21 protein-coding genes are annotated in these 19,250 nt (G+C 46.6%); 4 read left to right on the forward strand and 17 right to left on the reverse strand.

The genetic code is table 11. The features are described from left to right. The 5 genes from F8L24_RS08070 to F8L24_RS08090 all read right to left on the reverse strand — a co-directional run. Positions 1-478 (reverse strand): ComF family protein (locus F8L24_RS08070; RefSeq protein ID WP_294954291.1); only part of this gene is annotated, 478 nt, incomplete at its 3' end. Positions 479-488: 10 nt separating this feature from the next. After that, the gene (locus tag F8L24_RS08075) at positions 489-692 is read right to left on the reverse strand and encodes a DUF2905 domain-containing protein (protein WP_294954293.1); all 204 of its coding nucleotides are present in this window, start codon (positions 690-692) and stop codon (positions 489-491) included. A gap of 70 nt (positions 693-762) precedes the next feature. After that, positions 763-1,209, reverse strand: coding sequence for a hypothetical protein (locus F8L24_RS08080; RefSeq protein WP_294954296.1), 447 nt, complete (start codon positions 1,207-1,209; stop codon positions 763-765). Then, positions 1,210-3,021: a translation elongation factor 4 gene (lepA, locus tag F8L24_RS08085; RefSeq protein ID WP_294954299.1), complete on the reverse strand. Its 1,812-nt coding sequence runs from the start codon at positions 3,019-3,021 to the stop codon at positions 1,210-1,212. Positions 3,022-3,126: 105 nt separating this feature from the next. Continuing rightward, positions 3,127-4,062 (reverse strand): ribose-phosphate pyrophosphokinase, encoded by a 936-nt coding sequence (locus F8L24_RS08090; protein WP_294954302.1) that lies wholly within the window; start codon positions 4,060-4,062, stop codon positions 3,127-3,129. A 200-nt stretch (positions 4,063-4,262) separates the two neighbouring features. Here F8L24_RS08090 and F8L24_RS08095 point away from each other — a divergent pair, with 200 nt between their 5' ends. Beyond that, entirely contained in the window at positions 4,263-4,772 is a 510-nt protein-coding gene (locus tag F8L24_RS08095; RefSeq protein WP_294954304.1) for a DUF2062 domain-containing protein, read from the forward strand. A 61-nt stretch (positions 4,773-4,833) separates the two neighbouring features. Here F8L24_RS08095 and mnmA read toward each other — a convergent pair whose 3' ends face one another. The 6 genes from mnmA to aroQ all read right to left on the reverse strand — a co-directional run bounded on the left by mnmA (position 4,834) and on the right by aroQ (position 9,622). Next, on the reverse strand, positions 4,834-5,856 hold the full coding sequence (gene mnmA / locus F8L24_RS08100; RefSeq protein ID WP_294954307.1) for a tRNA 2-thiouridine(34) synthase MnmA: 1,023 nt from the start codon (positions 5,854-5,856) through the stop codon (positions 4,834-4,836). Beyond that, positions 5,853-6,329: a hypothetical protein gene (locus tag F8L24_RS08105; RefSeq protein ID WP_294954311.1), complete on the reverse strand. Its 477-nt coding sequence runs from the start codon at positions 6,327-6,329 to the stop codon at positions 5,853-5,855. The genes mnmA and F8L24_RS08105 overlap by 4 nt, the downstream gene beginning before the upstream one ends. After that, positions 6,319-7,404: a flagellar biosynthesis protein FlhF gene (locus tag F8L24_RS08110; RefSeq protein ID WP_294954314.1), complete on the reverse strand. Its 1,086-nt coding sequence runs from the start codon at positions 7,402-7,404 to the stop codon at positions 6,319-6,321. Before F8L24_RS08110 ends, F8L24_RS08105 begins: the two co-directional genes overlap by 11 nt. Further along, complete coding sequence (folK, locus tag F8L24_RS08115; protein WP_294954317.1) at positions 7,404-7,901, reverse strand: 2-amino-4-hydroxy-6-hydroxymethyldihydropteridine diphosphokinase; 498 nt, start codon at positions 7,899-7,901, stop codon at positions 7,404-7,406. The genes F8L24_RS08110 and folK overlap by 1 nt, the downstream gene beginning before the upstream one ends. A gap of 93 nt (positions 7,902-7,994) precedes the next feature. Then, complete coding sequence (locus F8L24_RS08120; RefSeq protein ID WP_294954320.1) at positions 7,995-9,014, reverse strand: M24 family metallopeptidase; 1,020 nt, start codon at positions 9,012-9,014, stop codon at positions 7,995-7,997. Positions 9,015-9,127: 113 nt separating this feature from the next. Then, entirely contained in the window at positions 9,128-9,622 is a 495-nt protein-coding gene (aroQ, locus tag F8L24_RS08125) for a type II 3-dehydroquinate dehydratase (RefSeq protein ID WP_294954323.1), read from the reverse strand. 91 nt (positions 9,623-9,713) lie between these two features. Here aroQ and F8L24_RS08130 point away from each other — a divergent pair, with 91 nt between their 5' ends. Beyond that, on the forward strand, positions 9,714-10,937 hold the full coding sequence (locus F8L24_RS08130) for a metal-dependent hydrolase (protein ID WP_294954326.1): 1,224 nt from the start codon (positions 9,714-9,716) through the stop codon (positions 10,935-10,937). Beyond that, positions 10,930-11,787, forward strand: coding sequence for a signal peptide peptidase SppA (gene sppA / locus F8L24_RS08135; protein WP_294954329.1), 858 nt, complete (start codon positions 10,930-10,932; stop codon positions 11,785-11,787). Before F8L24_RS08130 ends, sppA begins: the two co-directional genes overlap by 8 nt. A gap of 78 nt (positions 11,788-11,865) precedes the next feature. On the opposite strand, the gene F8L24_RS08140 is transcribed toward sppA, so the two are convergent. The 6 genes from F8L24_RS08140 to F8L24_RS08165 form a co-directional block, all read right to left on the reverse strand. Beyond that, complete coding sequence (locus F8L24_RS08140; RefSeq protein WP_294954332.1) at positions 11,866-13,122, reverse strand: PLP-dependent transferase; 1,257 nt, start codon at positions 13,120-13,122, stop codon at positions 11,866-11,868. Positions 13,123-13,130: 8 nt separating this feature from the next. Next, positions 13,131-13,544 (reverse strand): Rrf2 family transcriptional regulator, encoded by a 414-nt coding sequence (locus F8L24_RS08145; protein ID WP_294954335.1) that lies wholly within the window; start codon positions 13,542-13,544, stop codon positions 13,131-13,133. Further along, positions 13,525-13,983, reverse strand: coding sequence for a DUF4395 domain-containing protein (locus tag F8L24_RS08150; protein ID WP_294954338.1), 459 nt, complete (start codon positions 13,981-13,983; stop codon positions 13,525-13,527). Before F8L24_RS08150 ends, F8L24_RS08145 begins: the two co-directional genes overlap by 20 nt. A 260-nt stretch (positions 13,984-14,243) precedes the next feature. Further along, complete coding sequence (locus F8L24_RS08155) at positions 14,244-15,389, reverse strand: HAMP domain-containing sensor histidine kinase (RefSeq protein WP_294954342.1); 1,146 nt, start codon at positions 15,387-15,389, stop codon at positions 14,244-14,246. Further along, a complete protein-coding gene (locus F8L24_RS08160; RefSeq protein WP_294954345.1) occupies positions 15,382-16,035 on the reverse strand; it encodes a response regulator transcription factor in 654 nt (217 codons plus the stop codon). The genes F8L24_RS08155 and F8L24_RS08160 overlap by 8 nt, the downstream gene beginning before the upstream one ends. Positions 16,036-16,086: 51 nt before the next feature. Beyond that, positions 16,087-18,465 carry a heavy metal translocating P-type ATPase gene (locus tag F8L24_RS08165; protein ID WP_294954348.1) on the reverse strand — a complete coding sequence of 793 codons (2,379 nt, stop codon included), beginning with the start codon at positions 18,463-18,465 and terminating at the stop codon, positions 16,087-16,089. Positions 18,466-18,615: 150 nt separating this feature from the next. Here F8L24_RS08165 and F8L24_RS08170 point away from each other — a divergent pair, with 150 nt between their 5' ends. Beyond that, positions 18,616-19,194: a DUF302 domain-containing protein gene (locus F8L24_RS08170; protein ID WP_294954351.1), complete on the forward strand. Its 579-nt coding sequence runs from the start codon at positions 18,616-18,618 to the stop codon at positions 19,192-19,194. Positions 19,195-19,250: the final 56 nt, after the last annotated feature.

A 19,250-nucleotide genomic window follows, 5' to 3' on the forward strand; every position in this document is an offset into this window, starting at 1 on the left:
CAATATCATCAACGAGTATCACATTGACATCCTTTTTCCCGCTATAGACAAAATCACGGGGATGCTCAAGCCTGTATTGAAGCGGCTTACCGGAATAGTTCACGTGGTTCCCTGCCCGTAAAGATGCAGGCTGTACAATGGCATGTTTCATCTTCATCGCATGGGTAAGCTGTGCTACATGGGAATACCCGCTTTTTACATTTTCATCTACACCTACGATATAGACAGTGCCGTCGTCATGCTCGATGAACTCTTTCATAAAGGGACGAAAGAGCATTTTTCCAAGCTCCCTGTAAATGCGCCATCCTTCCGGTTTATGTTTGCTTAGAAGCAGCGGTTCCAAAGTACTGTAACGGTAAAAAGAAATAATATCGAGTGTACCGACGGTACGGGTATGGACAGTAGGGGAGAAAAGCGTCTCACGGCATCTATCACAAAGGACGCGAAGACTCAGCCCGCCGCAGGAACAACAGCGCATATCGGCAACTTTAAAACCGACCTATGATCCAAAAGACCACAGAAAGAAATACTGAAACAAGCAGCATGGAGGTAATGGGAATGAATACAAAACTGTTTTCACCTTTGTAGTTTATGTCTCCGGGGAGATGTCCGAACCATCCAAGCAGACCGAATTTATATGCCACACCGGCACATATCAGCCCAAGACCGATCATGATCAGTGTATTTCCCATGGGCCGCTCCTTCCTCTGGATCTATCTGTCCGGGCACCTGCGCCGCAGTAAAAAAACATAAAGGGAACCCCTAAAGAATATCTCTGATGATCATGGCATAATGCAGAATGAACAGGTTCAAAATAAAGATAAGCATGGACGAGCTTCTTGAGATAAAATGCTGCAGAGGTGTCCGCTCTTTGTTATTTGTTCTGAGTGCGATAACAAAATGTATGACCGTTACGATCAGAAGTACCAGTACGAACCACAGTTTGGTACGCAGCGCATCCACTACAGGAGAGTGATAGTCGGTAAAAAGCAATTCTATCAAACCGAAATCAGTGATCATGTAAACACCTGTTGCAAGCAGGAACAGCAGTGCAACAACTTCAAAATAGCCGAAGATCGGCCCAATATGCGGATAAACCGCTTTTTGTGCCTCTTTGTCCCGCATACTCACACCGAGTGCGAACATGAAAATGGAACCGCCTATCCAGGCGATCGCTGCGATCAGGTGAATATGTATCGCCCAACCCACTTAACTATCCAACTTTAATACAGCCATAAAAGCCTCCTGGGGAACTTCCACCTTGCCGATGGATTTCATTCTTTTTTTACCTGCTTTCTGTTTTTCAAGCAGTTTCCTCTTACGGGTGATGTCTCCCCCGTAACATTTCGCCGTCACATTCTTTCCCATGGACTTGACATTGGAGCGGGCAATGACATTATTGCCAATGCTCGCCTGGATCGCAACTTCAAAAAGCTGTCTGGGAATAAGCTCTTTGAGCTGTGCCACAAAAGCAAGCCCCCTTGTACGCGCTTTTTCTTCCGGTACGATGATCGAAAGCGAATCTACCACTTCTCCGGCTACCCTGATATCGAGTTTCACCAGTTTTCCAGGCCTGAACCCGATAGGTTCATAGTCAAAACTCGCATACCCTTTGGTAATGGATTTGAGTTTGTCATAAAAATCCATGACGATCTCATTCATGGGAATATCATATTCCATAAGCACGCGCGTTTCATTCAGATAATCCATCTTGATCTGCACACCCCGCCGGTCATTGAGCAGTTTAATCAGGTTGCCTACATACTCCTGCGGTGTCAGAATGGTCGCTTTGACATACGGTTCGTAAATCGTATCGATCTTCTGCGGTTCAGGCAATTCGCTGGGGTTCTGTATCTCCACTTCCTCACCGTTGGTCTGTTTGACCCGGTAAACAACTGTCGGTGCTGTAGCGATGAGTTCAAGATTGAACTCTCTTTCCAGACGCTCTTTGACCACTTCCATATGCAGCATACCAAGAAAACCGGTTCTGAATCCGGAGCCCAGTGCCATGGAACTTTCCGGTTCAAAACTCAAAGAAGAATCGTTGAGCCTGAGGCGGTTGAGTGCATCACGCAAGTCTTCGAACTTATCTGTCTCTATAGGGTAGATACCGGCAAATACAAAAGGTTTTGCCGGTTCGAAGCCGCCGATGGCTTCCGCCGTCGGATGCTTCGCATCTGTAATGGTATCGCCTACCTGGAGGGAGTCTACCGTCTTGAGACCCATGACAACGATCCCGATCTCTCCGGTACGGATCTCATCTGTCTTGACCGGAGCAATAGGGTTGGGATACATCAGGTTGAGTACCTGATGCTGGTCCTTGGTTCCCATCACCTTTACCATCTGTCCTTTGCTGATGCTTCCGTCAAAAACACGGACCAGTGCCAGCGCCCCGAGATAGTTGTCGAACCAGCTGTCATAGATAAGTGCTTTAAGCGGTGCTTCCGCATCACCTTTGGGAGCGGGGACACGCTCCACAATCGAATCAATAAGTTCTTTGACCCCGGCCCCTGTTTTGGCAGAGACAAGGTTGTGTTCCGTCGCATCGATACCGATGGCTTCTTCAAGCTCTGTCAATACCCTGTCCGGATCAGCTGCAGGCAAATCTATTTTGTTGACCACAGGCAGCAGTTCAAGATCGTTTTCTATGGCAATATAGACATTGGCAATCGTCTGTGCCTCTACCCCCTGCGCCGCATCAACAATGAGCAGTGCACCGTCCGATGAAGCCAGGGAACGGCTGACTTCGTAAGAGAAATCCACATGGCCCGGAGTGTCTATGAGGTTGAGGATATAGTGCTCCCCGTTCTTGACATAATCAAGACGGACCGACTGTGCCTTGATCGTGATACCGCGCTCTTTTTCAATATCCATCGTATCCATCACCTGTGAAGACATTTGACGGTCACTGACTGCACCGCATTCCTGAATAATACGGTCGGCCAGAGTGGACTTGCCGTGGTCAATATGTGCAATGATGGAGAAGTTTCGGATATTTTCCTGTGGTACTTTTTTTGTCACTTTGTTCCTTGTCTCAACTTGTTGGGATTACGTAGGGTGCTGTCTTCTGACAGCACGCTGCTTGATGTTGTGGTACTGTTGCAGGGAGACAGCACCCTACAGCGTCTAATTGGTTTCGAAAAGAGAATTCACACTTTCATTGTTATGTACCCTTCGGATTACTTCACCGAGCATGGAAGCCGTGGAAAGCATCTTTATCTTCTTGCACGTTCTGGTCATCGGAATGGTATTGGCAACAACCAGCTCGTCAAGCTCACCCTCTTCAATACGATCATAGGCAGGACCGGAAAGTACCGGGTGTGTACAGCAGGCCATAACGGATGCCGCTCCAAGCTCTTTCAGTGCTTTGGCCCCTTTGACCATGGTACCGGCTGTATCTACCATGTCATCTATCAGTATTACATCTTTCCCCTTGACATCGCCGATCACGTTCATCACTTCGGAGACATTGGCTTTTTCACGGCGTTTGTCGACAATGACCATATCGAGCCCGAGTTTGCTGGCAAAATACCTGGCCCTTGCCACACCGCCGATATCAGGAGAAGCGATCACAGGATTTGGGAAATTCTTCGCTTTGATATAATCCATAAAGAGAATCGCACCATACAGGTTATCGACAGGAATATCAAAGAAACCCTGTATCTGCGAAGCATGCAGATCGACAGTCACCATACGTGTTATACCCGCTGTTTCCATGAGGTTTGCGACCAGTTTGGCTGTAATAGGTACCCTCGGCGCCGCTTTTCTGTCCTGCCGTGCATAACCATAATACGGTACGACCGCAGTAATGGACTTGGCGGAAGAACGTTTCAGTGCATCGGTCATGATAAGCAGTTCCATCAAGTTGGCATTGGCCGGCGCAGAAGTCGGCTGGACAATAAATACATCTTTACCGCGTACACTCTCAGAGATCTGAACATTGATCTCACCGTCGGAAAAACGGTTTATACTGGCTTTGGAAAGAGGCATTTCAAGGTAGGTAGCTATCTCTTCCGAGAGTTCAGGGTTAGAAGTTCCGGAAAATATCATATATCCGCTCATTATAATGTACCTTCATATAAAATTTGGTAGACGTATTTTACACCAAATAGCCTAAAGGGAACCTCTACCAACCGCTGAATCTGCCCCAAGAAGATCTGATGCCAGGATTAAATCTCCGCACAAAGGGAATATAAAGCGCTTTGATACTACACTATTACCGCATTAATTAAATAAAATAAAACAGATAAGTACAGATTGAGATGATAAGACAGTTTTTTAGAAAAGCAGCAACACACAAAGACAAATTCGACCATATTTTGGATAAATACAAAATACCGAGAGAATATTTCAATATTAACAGAAAAATGATCACCAAAGGTATACTCGTCGGCCTCTTCTGGGGTTTCATTCCCATGCCGATGCAAATGGCAGGGGTCATGATAACCACTCCCCTGCTGCGTTTCAATGTTCCCATTGGACTGGCCACTGTCTGGCTGAGCAATCCTTTTACCTATCCGCCGCTGTGGTATCTTGAATATGTGACAGGAAATTTCATTCTGGGCTATGAAGGCGTACATGATGTTCACCTTACCATGCAATGGTTTGAGGATAACTGGGATCATATCGTTGTGCCGCTCTATGTCGGTACCGCGTTCTACTCTACCATTGTCGCCTACCTCATTTACCTGCTGCTGAACTGGATGTGGAAACGTTCAGCAATGAAAGAGTGGCATGAAAGAAAGTGCAAACGGGACAAACAGGGGGATTAGGAGCAACTCTCCCCTCTGCTATTGACGCGGATGGGCAGTAACTTTCCTGCTGCTTCCGGGTTTAGCAGATCACTCCGCCGCCCAACAGTCTTTTACCGTCATAAAATGCGGCGACCTGCCCTTTGGCAAGTCCGAAGACCGGTTCCTTCAGGCGGACTGTGGCCTTCTCTCCTTCTATCTTGACATGACAGGGTACAGCGCTTGTACGGTAGCGTACTTTTACTTCGCAATCGAACTCTGTCAAAGCTTCAAAAAGATTGATCTCTTTCACTTCAAAAGCATTCTCTTCGAGTTTTTCACGTGTACCGACTACGATCTGATTGTCTTCGGGTTTGATCTCTACGACAAAATGCGGATCATGTGCACCGTTGACGAAGAAGCCTCTGCGCTTGCCGATAGTATAGTGCATATAGCCTTTGTGGGTTCCGACCACATTACCCTCGGTATCGACCGTCTCTCCGGGTACATCAATATTCATATGTTTTGCCAGCACCTCATCATAGGTATTTTCCACGAAACAGATCTCTGAACTCTCTTTTTGTGTCGAAAATTCTTTGAGCGGTTCAATCTCGGCGGCATAGGCTTTGACATCCTCTTTCACCCAGGTACCAAGAGGAAAAATGAGCCTCGGAAGAACTTCTTTTTTCACTTCTGAAAGAAAATAGCTCTGATCTTTGTTGGTGTCGTCTGCCGCGTAAATAAAGCTGCCGTCACACTGGATATAGTGTCCCGTAGCGATAAAATCGGCACCGATACTGTCTGCAAAATCAATCATCTTTCCGAACTTTATGGTACGGTTGCACATGACACAGGGATTGGGCGTAAGTCCCTGTTTGTAACTTTCTACAAAATATTCATATACATTCGCATTGAAGGCTTCGCTCAAGTCGTAGAAATGGACCTTTACCCCCAGGTAGTCGGCGACTTTCTGTACTTTTTTCCAGTTCTCTTCATGGTATCCGGGTTTGTCGTGCAGCTTCATATAGACACCTTCGACCTCATACCCTTCTTTTTGGAGCAGGACCGATGTTACGGTAGAATCAACCCCGCCGCTCATTCCTACAAGCACTTTTCCTTTTTTCATTGTTTTTCCACCTCTTTTATCTGTACAGCGATTTCATCATCCACCATGACAAGTGCGGCAGATGCGATCTTTTTTTCCTCTGCGTAGAGCAGGATATTATCCATATCGATCTGTGCCGTCTCTATCTTGTGTCCTGCCTCAAGTACCCTGCTTTGCAGTATTCCCAGGGAAATCTTTATGTTTTTATATTTTTTACTATCAAATTCTTCTGCCGTATCTCTGCAGGCTTCCATGACCCTAATGGTCATCCCTTCATCACAGGAAGACAGTACGGCTTTGGCAGAGCCATGCTCTTTTGAAACAAGCAGCATATCCATACGGCTCATCCCCAGAAGCAGAAGGTCCCCTTTTCTCAGTTTCCTAAGTGCGGCTTTTTTGACAGAAACAGAAGGCAGACACAATTCATATTCCGGATAACACTGATGTTTCTGCATCAGTTTTTCCAGCCGGAGTGCCTGGTTTTCAGCCATCATGCACATCTCCTATAAACTGTTCAAGCAAATATTCTTTACTGGCCGCAAGAAGATCGTCAGGTACCTCCTGGCCTGTCGAAAAATAACTCATCGGCAGCTCATACAGCAGCATAAAATTCATCAGTGTACCGAAGTGTTTCGTTTCGTCAAACTTGGAAATGATCACTGAATCCAGGTTTAGAAAAGAAAAGTTCTCATAAATATCTTCCATATCTTCATACTTCACCGTTGCCGCAAGTACCAGTGCCACTTCGAGCTTTTTGGGTATCTTTGTATTGACAAATTCGATCGTTTTGACGAACTTCTGTGTATCGTACGGGGACATACCGGCGGTATCTACCAGAATGATATCATGGGAACCCAGTTCTTCTATCTTTTTTCCGAAAGCATCCGCTGATGCAATGGAATAATGTTCTATCTGCATGATGTCTGCATAATGTGCCAACTGCTCGATGGCACCGACCTTGTAACTGTCAAGGTTGATGAGAGCCACTTTATAGGGCCGTTCAAGCAGGTAGGCATAACGTGCCGCCAGTTTGGCAATCGTGGTCGTCTTCCCCACCCCCGTCGGCCCGACAAGCATCATGATCTTCGATGTGTCCAGCTCTTCTTCTTTGACCTTGAGTGTCTCATCGATCTCTTCAAGCAGGTAGGAGACAAGAAGCTGGGCATCTTCCATGACCGGTGTACCGATGAGCGGAATAAGAATAGTATCGAGCCAGCGTTCGCTAATACCTTTTTTCATAAAAAGTTTTTTGACATCATCTGCCACATCGCCGAATCTGCCTTTTTCCAGCAGTCCGTCCCGCATTGCTTCAAGCTGTGTTTTCAGTTCGCCTATTTCACCGAGAAGCGCCTCTTCTTCATTTTCCAATTCGCTTTTCGGTACCTGTGTACCGAAAGATCTTTCCATAAAAAGTTCTTTGGGTACGGCAATGACCACTTCCGAGCGCAGTTCGTCATCACTGTACTTCACCTGTTTTGCAGAGACGATCCTGATATCGGTACCGTATTTTTCCACCGCCTGTTCATAGGCATTTTTGGGGTTGGAGGCTACAAATGTTTCATTGATCATCATCTTACCTTTGTTTTCATCATCGAGAGAGGGATCAGCACCGAAGCCCTCTGCATCCATGCAGGATGGGGAAGTGTCAGTTCTCTGCTCTGCATTGTTATATTTTCATAGAATATCAGGTCGATATCCAGGGTTCTCGGTCCATCCTTGAAAAGACGTTTTCTTCCGAATTTTTTTTCTACCCGAAGCACATAGCGCAACAGCTGCTTCGGCGTCAGGTCAGTTTCTACCCAGATCAGTGCATTTAGGAAATCAGCCTGTTCCAGAAAGCCGAACGGCGGATTTTTCAATAGAGGAGAAGTCTCAAGCACATGAACAAAACCGGATGCTTTGAAATACCAGTAAAGATGTTCAAAACGCCGAAGTACATCACCCATGTTCCCGCCGATCCCAAGCAGCGCTTTATAGCGCATACGTGAATTTCTGTTGGTATTATAGGGAAAATGCGGGGTAAAAAGCAATGTCAGGTCTTTGTTCAATTGTTTTCTTTTTACCATTCATTTTCCTCGTTTATCCTGGGGTGCTGCCTCCCGACAGCACCCATGATGTTGCAAAATGGTACCGTGGGAACACGACAGCCCCCTATAGTATCAAAGTACCCGTGCTTTTCCGTCCACCATGGCTACCATATCTTCGATGCGTATACCGAACTCTCCGGGAATGTAGATACCCGGTTCTATCGTATAAACCATACCATCCTCTATAATCGTGTCTGAACGGCTGGAAATATAGGGCATTTCATGAATATCCAATCCTACACCGTGACCTGTCGAATGCACATAATATGCTCCAAAGCCTGCCTTGTCGATGAAATCGCGTGTCAGGGCGTCCACTTCTTTGGCTTTCATGCCGGAACGGGCCCTGGAAATAGCTCTGTCATGGGCTTTGAGCACAGTATCATATGCTTTTTGGATCTTTTTTTTCCCAAAAGACTGCTTGGTACCAAAGAGAAAATCTTTCTCGGCATGCACCGTACGTGTTCTGTCCGAACAGTAGCGTTTGTATTTCAGCCCGGCATCCACCAGCAGCAGATCACCTTTTTTTAATTTTTTCTTTGTCGGTGTCGCGTGCGGTCTGGCAGCATTGGCATTAATGGCTACAATGGGGTCAAAACTGAGATCATACTTTCCAAAACCGCCCAGAACTGTTTTGGCTCTGTACGTCAAAGTAAACTCGTTTTCGCCAAAACCTTTCTCATTGAACTCTTTTGCCAGTGCGTTAAAGGCTTTGGCACCAAGCCTGGCTGCTTTGGAAAGTATCTTCAGTTCTTCGTCACTCTTGATGATCCGTTTTTTATGTGAAAGATCCGGCTCCGCTGCAAAAACGGTCTTCGTTCCGGACGTGATTTTTTCAAATCCTGCCACACTCCACTCTTTCGGATCAAAACGTACTTTCCCAACACGGGCTTTTTTCAGTATTTTAGCTGCTCTGCCGTACAGGTCTCCGTCTATAACAACTTTGGCCTTTCTGACATGTTCCCGTGCATCAACCGTATAGCGGCTGTCCGTAATAAAAAATGCTTCTTTCCCCAAATGCAGGTAGAGTGCATTGTCACAGCTGTATCCGCATTCATAGTAAACAGCATTTTCATTTTTGAGCATATAGTTCATGTAAAGCCTTTTTTAAAAATCGGAAGGTGACTGCGGGGTGCGGTATTTCGCACCGTTCAACCCTGTACAGGTCGAGAGAGTGTCTTCTGCAGGAAACACAGAAGTTGAGGGTTTTACTGCTGCTGTTGCTGTGCCGCTGCCTGTGTTTTAGCCTGGTGTTCTCTCATCGCAGCCACTTCGGAAAGTATCTGCGTCATACCGACCATCGCAAGATGGTAACCGAACGGCCCCATACCTATGATTTGACCTGCACATACCGGAGCGAGCAGGGATTTATGTCTGAACTCTTCTCTCTGATGAATGTTTGAAAGGTGTACTTCCAGTGTCGGAAGCTGTACCGCAGCGATCGCATCACGGATGGCGATGGAGGTATGCGTATAAGCTGCCGCATTGATGATGATCCCGTCCGCATCTCCGATACATTCCTGAATACGGTCTACGATCTCACCCTCAAGATTGCTCTGAAAAAACTCAATATCAACTTTGTTCTGCTCTGCAAATCCCTTCATTTGCTTGTGGATATCTTCGAGTTTCATCGGACCATAGATATTCTGTTCTCTGATTCCGAGCATATTGAGGTTTGGACCCTGGATTACAACTATTTTCATTTAACTACCTTCTTAATATATATTTTGGGTATTATTTTATCCAAATAGGGTTAAAGGGTACCTATGAAATATCCCAAACAGGAGAGATTTTATGAAAATCATCATTGCTGACTACATCTATAGAGACGGAAAGTTTGCTGAAAACCTTGCTATTGCGTTTGGCACACACATTGAAGCGGTCGATCTTCCGGAAAAACTTTTGAAAAAATATCCCGATGCAAAGCTGATACGGACCAAACCCTACACCGTACTCTTCCCCGGTTTTATCAATACCCATGTACACCTTGAATTCTCGGCGAATAAAACCTCGCTCAAGTACGGTACCTTCATGCCGTGGCTCGATTCGGTCATAGAACACCGTGACGACCTGATGAAAGACTGCAGCAATGAGATCATGCAGAACGAATGTCAGGAAATGCTGCGTTCGGGCATTACCGCTTTTGGTGCCATTTCCAGTTTCGGGACGGAACTTCAAGTCTGCGAAGAAAGCCCGCAGCGGGTAGTCTTTTTTAATGAACTCATCGGCTCCAATGCACAGTATGCCGATATGCTCTACGGAGATTTTCTGGAACGCATCAAAGCTTCGCAGAGTTGTGATGCAGACAGTCTCATTACGCCTGCTGTCGCCATCCACTCGCCCTACTCGGTGCATCCGGTCATTCTGCAGAAAGCCGTCAGCCTTGCCAAACAGAACAAAATGCCCCTTACGACACATTTTCTTGAATCTCAGGCCGAACGCGAGTGGCTCGAGAAGGCAGAAGGAGACTTTAAAACCTTTTTTGAAAAATTCTTCAACACGTCCACACCGGTCACTACCATCAGGGAATTCATGCATGCCTTCGACACTTACCCGACACACTTTGTGCACTGCGTACAGGCAAATGATGAAGAATTGGCATATCTTGCGCAAAAAGGACACACCGTGGCGCACTGTCCGCGTTCCAACCGCTACCTTGGATGCGGCAGGCTTGCCATAGAGAAGCTGAGAGCACTTGAACTTCCCTACAGTGTAGCCACAGACGGACTGAGTTCGAACGATTCACTCAACATATTCGATGAGTTCAGGTCGGCAATCATGCTGCACCACCAGGCCCCTGTCCAGGAGCTTTCACTCAGGCTCATCAAAGCTGCTACCGAAGATGCGGCTAAAGCCCTGGGCCTGAACAGCGGCACTCTTGAAGTAGGAAAGAATGCAGACTTTGCTCTCGTTACACTGCCTGAACTCCCCAAGCGTCCGGAAGAGATCGCACTGTGGAGCATACTCTATACCAGACAGGCGGATGCGGTCTACATAGAAGGAGAACAATATGTTTGAACGCATCAGTGACGGTATCAAATGGATCGGCGATCATTTCAAAGGGCTTCTGTTTCTGCTTATCGTACTCATTCTTGTCATGCCGAAATCAGAATCCGAACTCAAACCCGCCAATTTACAGGAGATAAGGCTTTCAGGGCCGATCATAAGTTCCGACAAAGTTGTCAGAGAAATAGAGAAGGCACAAAAGGACCCTGACATAAAAGGTGTCCTTTTCAATGTCAATTCTCCCGGAGGTTCCGTACCGCCATCCATAGAGATAGCCTATGCCATCAAAGAGCTCAAAAAACACAAACCTGTCATTGCCTATGCAAGCGGCATCATGGCCAGCGGAAGCTATTATGCTTCCATTTATGCCAACAGGATCATTGCCAATCCCGGGTCGGTCATCGGTTCTATCGGAGTCATCATGGAAAGCCCTGACCTTGCAGGGATCATGAAAAAAGTCGGCATCAGTATGCAGGTGGTCAAAGAAGGTACCTACAAAGAAGCCGGTACCCCGACACGCAAATGGACACCCAAAGAGAGAGAAGAACTTCAGCGGCTTACCAAAGATACCTATGAACTCTTTGTCTCCGATGTTGCCAAAGCAAGAGGACTGGACATTAACCGTTCAAAAACATATGCCGATGCGCATATTTTCTCTTCCAAAAGAGCAAAAAAAGCAGGCCTCATTGACGAGATCGGTACCATGCATACCGCCAAAACTGAAATAGCAGCCCTGGCAAAAGTCAAAAAACCGGTCTGGAAAGAAAAAGACAAGTTGGATGCATTTTTGGAAAGCTTCGGCACCCAAAGTCTTGTAAAACTGCAGGGGTATTTTTACGGATTGAAATCCATACTTTTTTAGCACATAAAAGCATCTGCCCAGGAAAACATGATAGCCCAATGTACCGACAAATGCACAAAAGAGGAATCCCGCATCAATTTATGCGGTTTTTGCGGCTGCCTGGAGGAAGTCTTTGGCGATCGCTTCCGGGTCTTCCAGACCGATGGAGATGCGGATGAGCCCTTCAGTGACGCCGAGGAACTTTCGGGTTTGGGCATCGAAGTCGCTGTATATCGTGCTTTGCATATGCAGCGCAAGAGTGCGGTTGTCACCGATGTTGGCCGTGAGTGTAGCCATGTTCAATGCATTGAGGAAGGCAAAAGCACGTTCCGGCGTGCCGCAGTCAATGGTCAGCAGCGGTCCGCAGCCGTCGGGAAAGTCACTGCGGTAGCGCGCATGGTCTTCGCTTTTGGGAAGCGAGGGATGGTTGACCTCAATGCCCTCTGGCAGGTTTTCATCCAGTATCTGTGCAACTTTCGCAACGGAACGATTGACACGTTCTACCCTGAGCGCGAGTGTTTCAAGTCCAAGCATTGTCAGGAACGAGCCAAAAGCATTGGCTGTCATGCCCATATCCCTGATCGCCCTTTTTTTGCAAATGGGAATAAAAGCCTTTTTACCCATCTTGTTGACGATCTTGTGTACATCAGCATATTTTTCATTGAAAAGTTTGTCATTCTTCTCTTTGACCGGTCTGAAAACGGCAACTCCGCCAAGTGCGGCAGAATGTCCGCTCATATTTTTGGTAGAAGAGTGTACTACAATATCTGCACCCAGTGCCAGGGGCTGAACGATGAGCGGTGTGGCAGTATTGTCCACCATTAAAAGTGTTTCATAGGTATTGCAGAGCGCTGCAATTCTTTTGATATCGGGCAGACGGAGGCTCGGATTGCCTACACTCTCCATGATCACCATTTTGACCCCCCGTTTGAGTGTGGACCCGATATGGTCAAAATCATCAACCTCGCAGAAGGTATTGCTGACACCGAAACGCTTCATGGTCTCATTGACAAGGGTATAGGTTCCGCCAAAAAAACCGCCGATACAGAGTACTTCATCCCCGGCTTTTAAAAAAGCAGTGGTCACCATGGAGATGGCGCCCATACCCGATGCAGTTGCTATAGCGCCCCATCCGCCTTCCATTCTGGCAACGACTGATTCAAGCTTGGCATTGGTCGGATTTCCGACTCTGGCATAAAGCGGCTTGTTCACTTCACCCGCAAAGATTCCTTCTGCCTCTTCGGCATCTGCGTATCCGTATGCGGCAGACGGTACTATGGTCGGTGCAATGGGTCCGGTTTTTGAACCCACACCCTGTACAAGCAGTGTATTAAAATAATCGAAATCTTTTGTCATCTCTGTTCCTATATGGAGTAATTCAAGGTATGATTGGCTTTTTGCTGATAATTCTTGAGTTCGGAAAGAGGAATGTCAAATACATTCGCCACTCCTTCCCGTATATCTTCCCAGAAGAGTTTCAGTGTCGGATTGTCGGTCCGGCAGACATCGGAAAGCGCATCCGTCTCCAGGATCATCACAATATCCTTCAGCGTAATATCTTTAAGCGGTTTAGCCAGTTTGTACCCGCCGTGAGCTCCCTTGACACTGATAAGAATGCTCTTTTTTCGGAGTTCCAGAAGTATCTGTTCCAAAAAGTTCTGGGGGACAGCCGCCCGGGAAGCGATATCTTTGATCTTGAGGACTGCATCCTCCTGTACCTGACTGAGTTCATGGAGTGCCGCGACCGCATAGATCGTTTTAGTTGAAATACCTGTCATACTGTAATTTTGCCTTTATGATTTGAAGGACGTAGTATATCCTACATCCTATACAAAAATCGAACAATGCTTCAAGCAAGGCACAGAAAAGTAACACAACTGCTGCCGCTACAGCGGCCGCTGCAAAACCAAAACTGTAAAGTACCAAAGCAAAAAATGCGGTTCCAAGACCAAGGTAAAGAGCAAAACGTTTGGGGGATTCATCGCAGAATCTCGGTGTTGCACCCCACATTGAAAGGATGAACTTTCCCGTCATGGAGAAGAGGCTCAGTTCCGGTCTTCGAAACGCTCTTACGGTAAAATCGAAAATGATAATAAAAAGAAACAGTCCTGCCTGCGTAAAAAGGAACAATGCTGTAAAAAGTGCAACCTGCGAAGAGATCATTCTGGACATATTCGCATCAACCCTTCTTGTTGATATGGGGCATGATGGTGACATGTTTTCTCCTTGGCAGTACACAGTGTGTAAGAAATATATCTTGGGCACCTCTAAATACCCCAGGTCTCTACAAGATACCCGGTTCCAAAGTCAGTTAACAATAGAAGGAGGCTGCAACTTTTCCCCAAGGGGTCAAACCGGGTATCCCTTGTCCATTGTACAGATTCTGGGGTTTTTAGAAGTGCTTGACAATAATGATGAGCGTAGTTTAACCAAAATAATTTTTAAAGTCAAGTAAATCTATAGAATTTATTGTAATTTTAGAATTTCAGCCTGAATTCTGTACCCTCGGCAGGTATAGAATCAAGTTTTATGCCTATATTGTATTGGCTGCAAATACTTTTTACAATACTTAGCCCGATACCGAAACCGCCTGAATAGGAGGTACCTCTCCTGAATTTTTCAAAGATCTCTTTTTGCTGTTCGGGCTCAATGCCTATACCGTGGTCCCTGATATGAAAGACCTTGTCTTTCAGGGAGATTTCTATCTCGGATCTCGGAGACGAGTATTTGATGGCATTGCCGATGAGATTTCCAAAAAGAAGAGAAGCCTGGGCTTCAGGGATAGCGAAAAGCATCTCTTCCAGATCGGTTTTGAAGCTGATACGTTTGATCTCTGCAAGTCCGCTGTAATATGCTATGCTTTTCTCCAAAATTTCTTTCAGGTCAACCACTTCCGTGCTCTCTTTCCTGCTTGAAAAATTCAAATAGGTCAGGGAACGGTAAATATCATAAAGCTGTTTGGTACTGATGGAAATGTTATTAAGCGTTTTGGCCGTACACTCCCCGCGCTTCAAAGCCTGGTCTGTCGACATATGCAATGAGGTAATAGGCGTATTGAGCTCATGGGTCACATCATTGATGAAACGCTCTATCTGTCTTACACGCTGGTGAACGGGTTTCATAAAAAGCTTGGAGAGTACCCAGGCGATAAGGGCAATGGCAAAAGCAACGATGCCCAGTACGGCCAATACAGAATCTTTCAACTTATGCAGCTGTGCTTTGAGTGTATCGGATTGTACAGCAACATAAGAGATATTGAGGTGTTCCCGCGGTGCATCTGAGATCAATACGTTATAACCGTCTACAAGAAAATATCCCGGTCTGATATGCATATTCGGATCGACAAGTCTTCCCTCCGTCACTTTTCCCTGTGTATTGATCAGGGCTAAAATCATCTCTTTGGGAACAGCCATAGCTTGCAGCGGTGTCCCATGCATATGTGCCATGATGATCTCACCTGACTTTTTATCGGCAATATGTTCCAGTTTATAGTATGTTTCCTTTTCAAGCGCATGTTTTTGTGCCGTGTAGTACCAGAAACCTGTCAGGGAAAGCAGGAAAAAAGAGGAAACGATATAAAGTCCCAGAAAGGAATAAAAGGATTTCTTTTCCAGATCATTCATAACGGTATCCCATACCCCTCTGTGTAACAATTTTGTCAGGGCCTATTACTTCTCGCAGATTGCGAATGTAGGAGCGCAGTGTCGCATCGCTCGGAAGCGCATCGAATTCCCAAAGATTCTGTATCAGCTCTTCCGTACTGATCAGCCTTTGAGGATGCGCAATGAAATATTCCAGTATTTCACACTCTTTGGGACGCAGCGTCATTTCATTTGTACCGTCACTGACCATATGCTTTTTGGGGTAGTAGGTCAGTTTCCCATCCAGCGTGACAGGGGCATCCTGTTCGATACGGAACAACACCTTGCTCTTTTCGATACGCAGTCTCAACTCTTCAAGTTCAAACGGTTTGCGTATGTAGTCATGCGCCCCTACATTGAAACTCTCTTTAAGGTGTGCCGTATCTTCATAGGCGGTAATGATAATGGCCGGAGTGGTATCGTTAAAACTTCTCAGCTCTTCCAGCAGTTCTATACCGCTTTTACCCGGTACATTGATATCAAAGATGAAAAGGTCATACGATTCTTCATCTATGAACTCCTGGGCCTCTGCCGAATCGAATGCTCTGTGTGTCGTGTAGTATTGCTGCAGATAATCGGTCACAATGTCTCCAAGGACCGGATCATCTTCCATCAGTAGTATCTTCACCCTTCTCTCCTTGATTGCAGGTATCTGTTTTTTATTTTACTATAATCACGCCTATAATTTCACATTCTTCAGTCTCAAAGAATTGGAAATGACAGAAACGGAAGAAAAGCTCATCGCTGCCGCAGCAATGACAGGAGAGAGCAAAATGCCAAAGGACGGGTAAAGCACTCCGGCCGCCACAGGTACACCCAAAGCATTGTAGATAAAGGCAAAAAAGAGGTTCTGGCGAATATTTCCCATCGTAGAACGGCTCAGCCTGATCGCTCTGATAATACCGGTAAGATCTCCTTTGACCAGAGTCACACCCGCACTTTCCATCGCGACATCGGTACCTGTACCCATGGCTATACCCACATGTGCCTGTGCCAGTGCGGGAGCATCGTTAACGCCGTCCCCTGCCATGGCTACATGTCTGCCTTCCTTCTGAAGTACCTGGACGACTTTTGATTTTTCTTCAGGAGAAACTTCTGCCTGAACTCTGTCAATATTCAGTTTGGAAGCAACCGCTTTGGCTGTCGTTTCGTTGTCTCCCGTCAGCATGACCACTTCTATGCCCTGTTCATGCAGCTGCCTGATGGCGTCATGCGTTGTTTCCTTTATGGGATCCATCACTCCCAGAAGACCTGCCGCCTTGCCGTCTACCGCGATAAGCATCACTGTCTGTCCCTCTTGCCTGTAACGGTCGGCGCGTTCCGGAAGATCTTCGGCATCGATTCCCAGTCTCTCAAAGAGTTTGACATTGCCGATCGCCACTTTACTGCCGTCAACCACACCTGTTACCCCTTCTCCCGTCACAGAATCAAACTCTGTGCTTTTACCCAGCTCAAGCTCTCTGTTTCCCGCACCTTCCACAATGGCTTCGGCAAGAGGATGCTCACTTGCTTTCTCCAAGGTGGCAGCGGCTTTAAGCATGCTGTTTTCATCGATGCCTTCCTGGGCTTCCAGAGTGACGAGTGTCGGTTTTCCCTCGGTCAGGGTACCTGTTTTATCCACCACAAGTGTATCGACCTTTTCCAGTATTTCCAGTGCTTCGGCATTTTTAATGAGCACTCCCATGGAGGCACCCTTGCCTGTACCGACCATGATGGAAACAGGTGTGGCCAGACCAAGTGCACACGGACAGGCGATAATAAGCACTGCTACAGCAGAGACGACCGCATAGGCCAGACGGGGTTCGGGCCCCCAGAAATACCATCCTGTAAAGGCAAATACCGATATGGCCACAACAATAGGTACGAAATAGCTCGAAACGACATCTGCAAGTTTTTGGATAGGTGCACGTGAACGCTGTGCCTGTGCCACCATGGTCACGATCTGCGACAGCAGTGTATCTGCTCCGACCTTCTGTGCTTCGATCAGTATGGAACCTGTTGCATTGACCGTGGCACCGATCACACTGTCCCCTGCTTTTTTGGGTACGGCTACAGGTTCTCCAGTGATCATCGATTCATCTACATTGCTCTCCCCGTCAGTCACTACACCGTCCACGGGGATCTTGTCCCCGGGCCGTATACGCAAAATGTCTCCAACTGCCACGGCTTCAAGCGCGATATCTTCTTCTCTGCCGTCTTCCCTGACGATACGTGCGGTATTGGGTGCCAGCCCAAGCAGTTTCTGAATGGCGGTATTGGTCTGGGAACGAGCGCGAAGTTCCAAGACCTGTCCCAAAAGCACCAGTGCCACAATGACCGCCGAAGCTTCAAAATAAACATGGACCAGTCCGCCTTCAAAACGCATCTTCGGAGGAAAGATATGAGGAAAAAGCAGTGCAACCATACTGTAAAGCCATGCTGCTCCTACCCCCAGGGCGATCAGTGTGAACATATTGAGGTTCCAGGTTTTCACAGAGTTGACACCTCTCACAAAGAAAGGCCAGCCTCCCCAGAGTACTACCGGTGTCGCCAGTGCGAATTCTATCCACTGCACTGCACGCATAGAAAGTCCGGAAGGCAGCCATTGCGGTGCCAGATCCGCCACCATTGCCAGCAGAAAGACCGGTATGGCCAGAAGGGTGCTGATTTTGAATCTGCGCGTCATATCAGCCAGTTCTTCATTCTCCTCTTCTTTGAGGCTCGTGACGACCGGCTCAAGTGCCATACCGCATATAGGACAGCTCCCCGGACCTTTTTGGCGAATTTCAGGATGCATCGGACAGGTATAGATTTTACTGTCTGAACCTGTCTCTGTTTCTGCTGCATCTGCACCGGCAGGGTGATGTTCATGCAGATCAGGGATATCCAGCGGCCTGCAGGAGATACAGGATGCATCTGTTTTATCCTTTTTCATACTGTATTTTTGCGGTTCTTCCATGAAAGTATCTTGACACTTCTGTGAGCAGAAGTAGTATGTGTTGCCGTCAAACAGAGTGTCTAACCCGGTATCTTCCAATATTTCCATGCCGCAGACGGGATCTTTCAATAATGTTTTCATTTCTAATCCTTTAGTCATTATTTGGCATTATAGAACTTTTTCGTGCACCTTATGTGCATAATGCTTTTTTATATAAGTTAATAGTCTTTTCACATAAATTACACAATAATTTGGTTATAATGCAAAAATAATTTACACGAAGGATAACAAATGATCAAAACCATACTTGCGTTTATCGGTACGCTCGCGCTTGTTGCTGCCATAGCAATGTTCGTTATGTTCGGAGGCATGATCTCCAAAGTCAGTACACTTGACTCCGGTGCCATGCCTGCCTATATGAAAATGTTCAACACTGTTCTTGAAACAGGGAATGCTGCCGAAGCCATGGTGCTCGAATACAAAGTAGACAAAGAGGTTACCAACGATGAAGTGGCAGAGTCGGTCAAAGCGCTGACGGAAAACCACAATATGCGTCTTACAGGAGATGTCAAAATGTTCACCAAGAAAGATGCCAAGCCCAATGAAGTCAAACATGCACGTATCTTTTCACTCTGCAGCTTGTTCATTGCCAAGAAATTTCTCAATTTCTCCCACTACTATGGCGGTTTCATGCCCTGCCGAATCATGCTTATCGAAATGGGCAACGGTGACCGTTTCCTCTACACCATGGATTTGACACTGATGATACACGGAGGAAGAACGCTGCCGCCTGAAATGCTTAAAATGGCACAAACCGTACAAACTGCCATGGAAGACATTTCCGCCCGTTCAGCCAAAGGTGATTTCTAATCACCTGTTCCTGTTCTGCATTCATTTCCAGTCTCTTTTTGGGACGGGGAACAACT

Origin of the sequence: Sulfurovum sp., assembly GCF_015493435.1 — a bacterium.
Lineage (GTDB): Bacteria > Campylobacterota > Campylobacteria > Campylobacterales > Sulfurovaceae > Sulfurovum.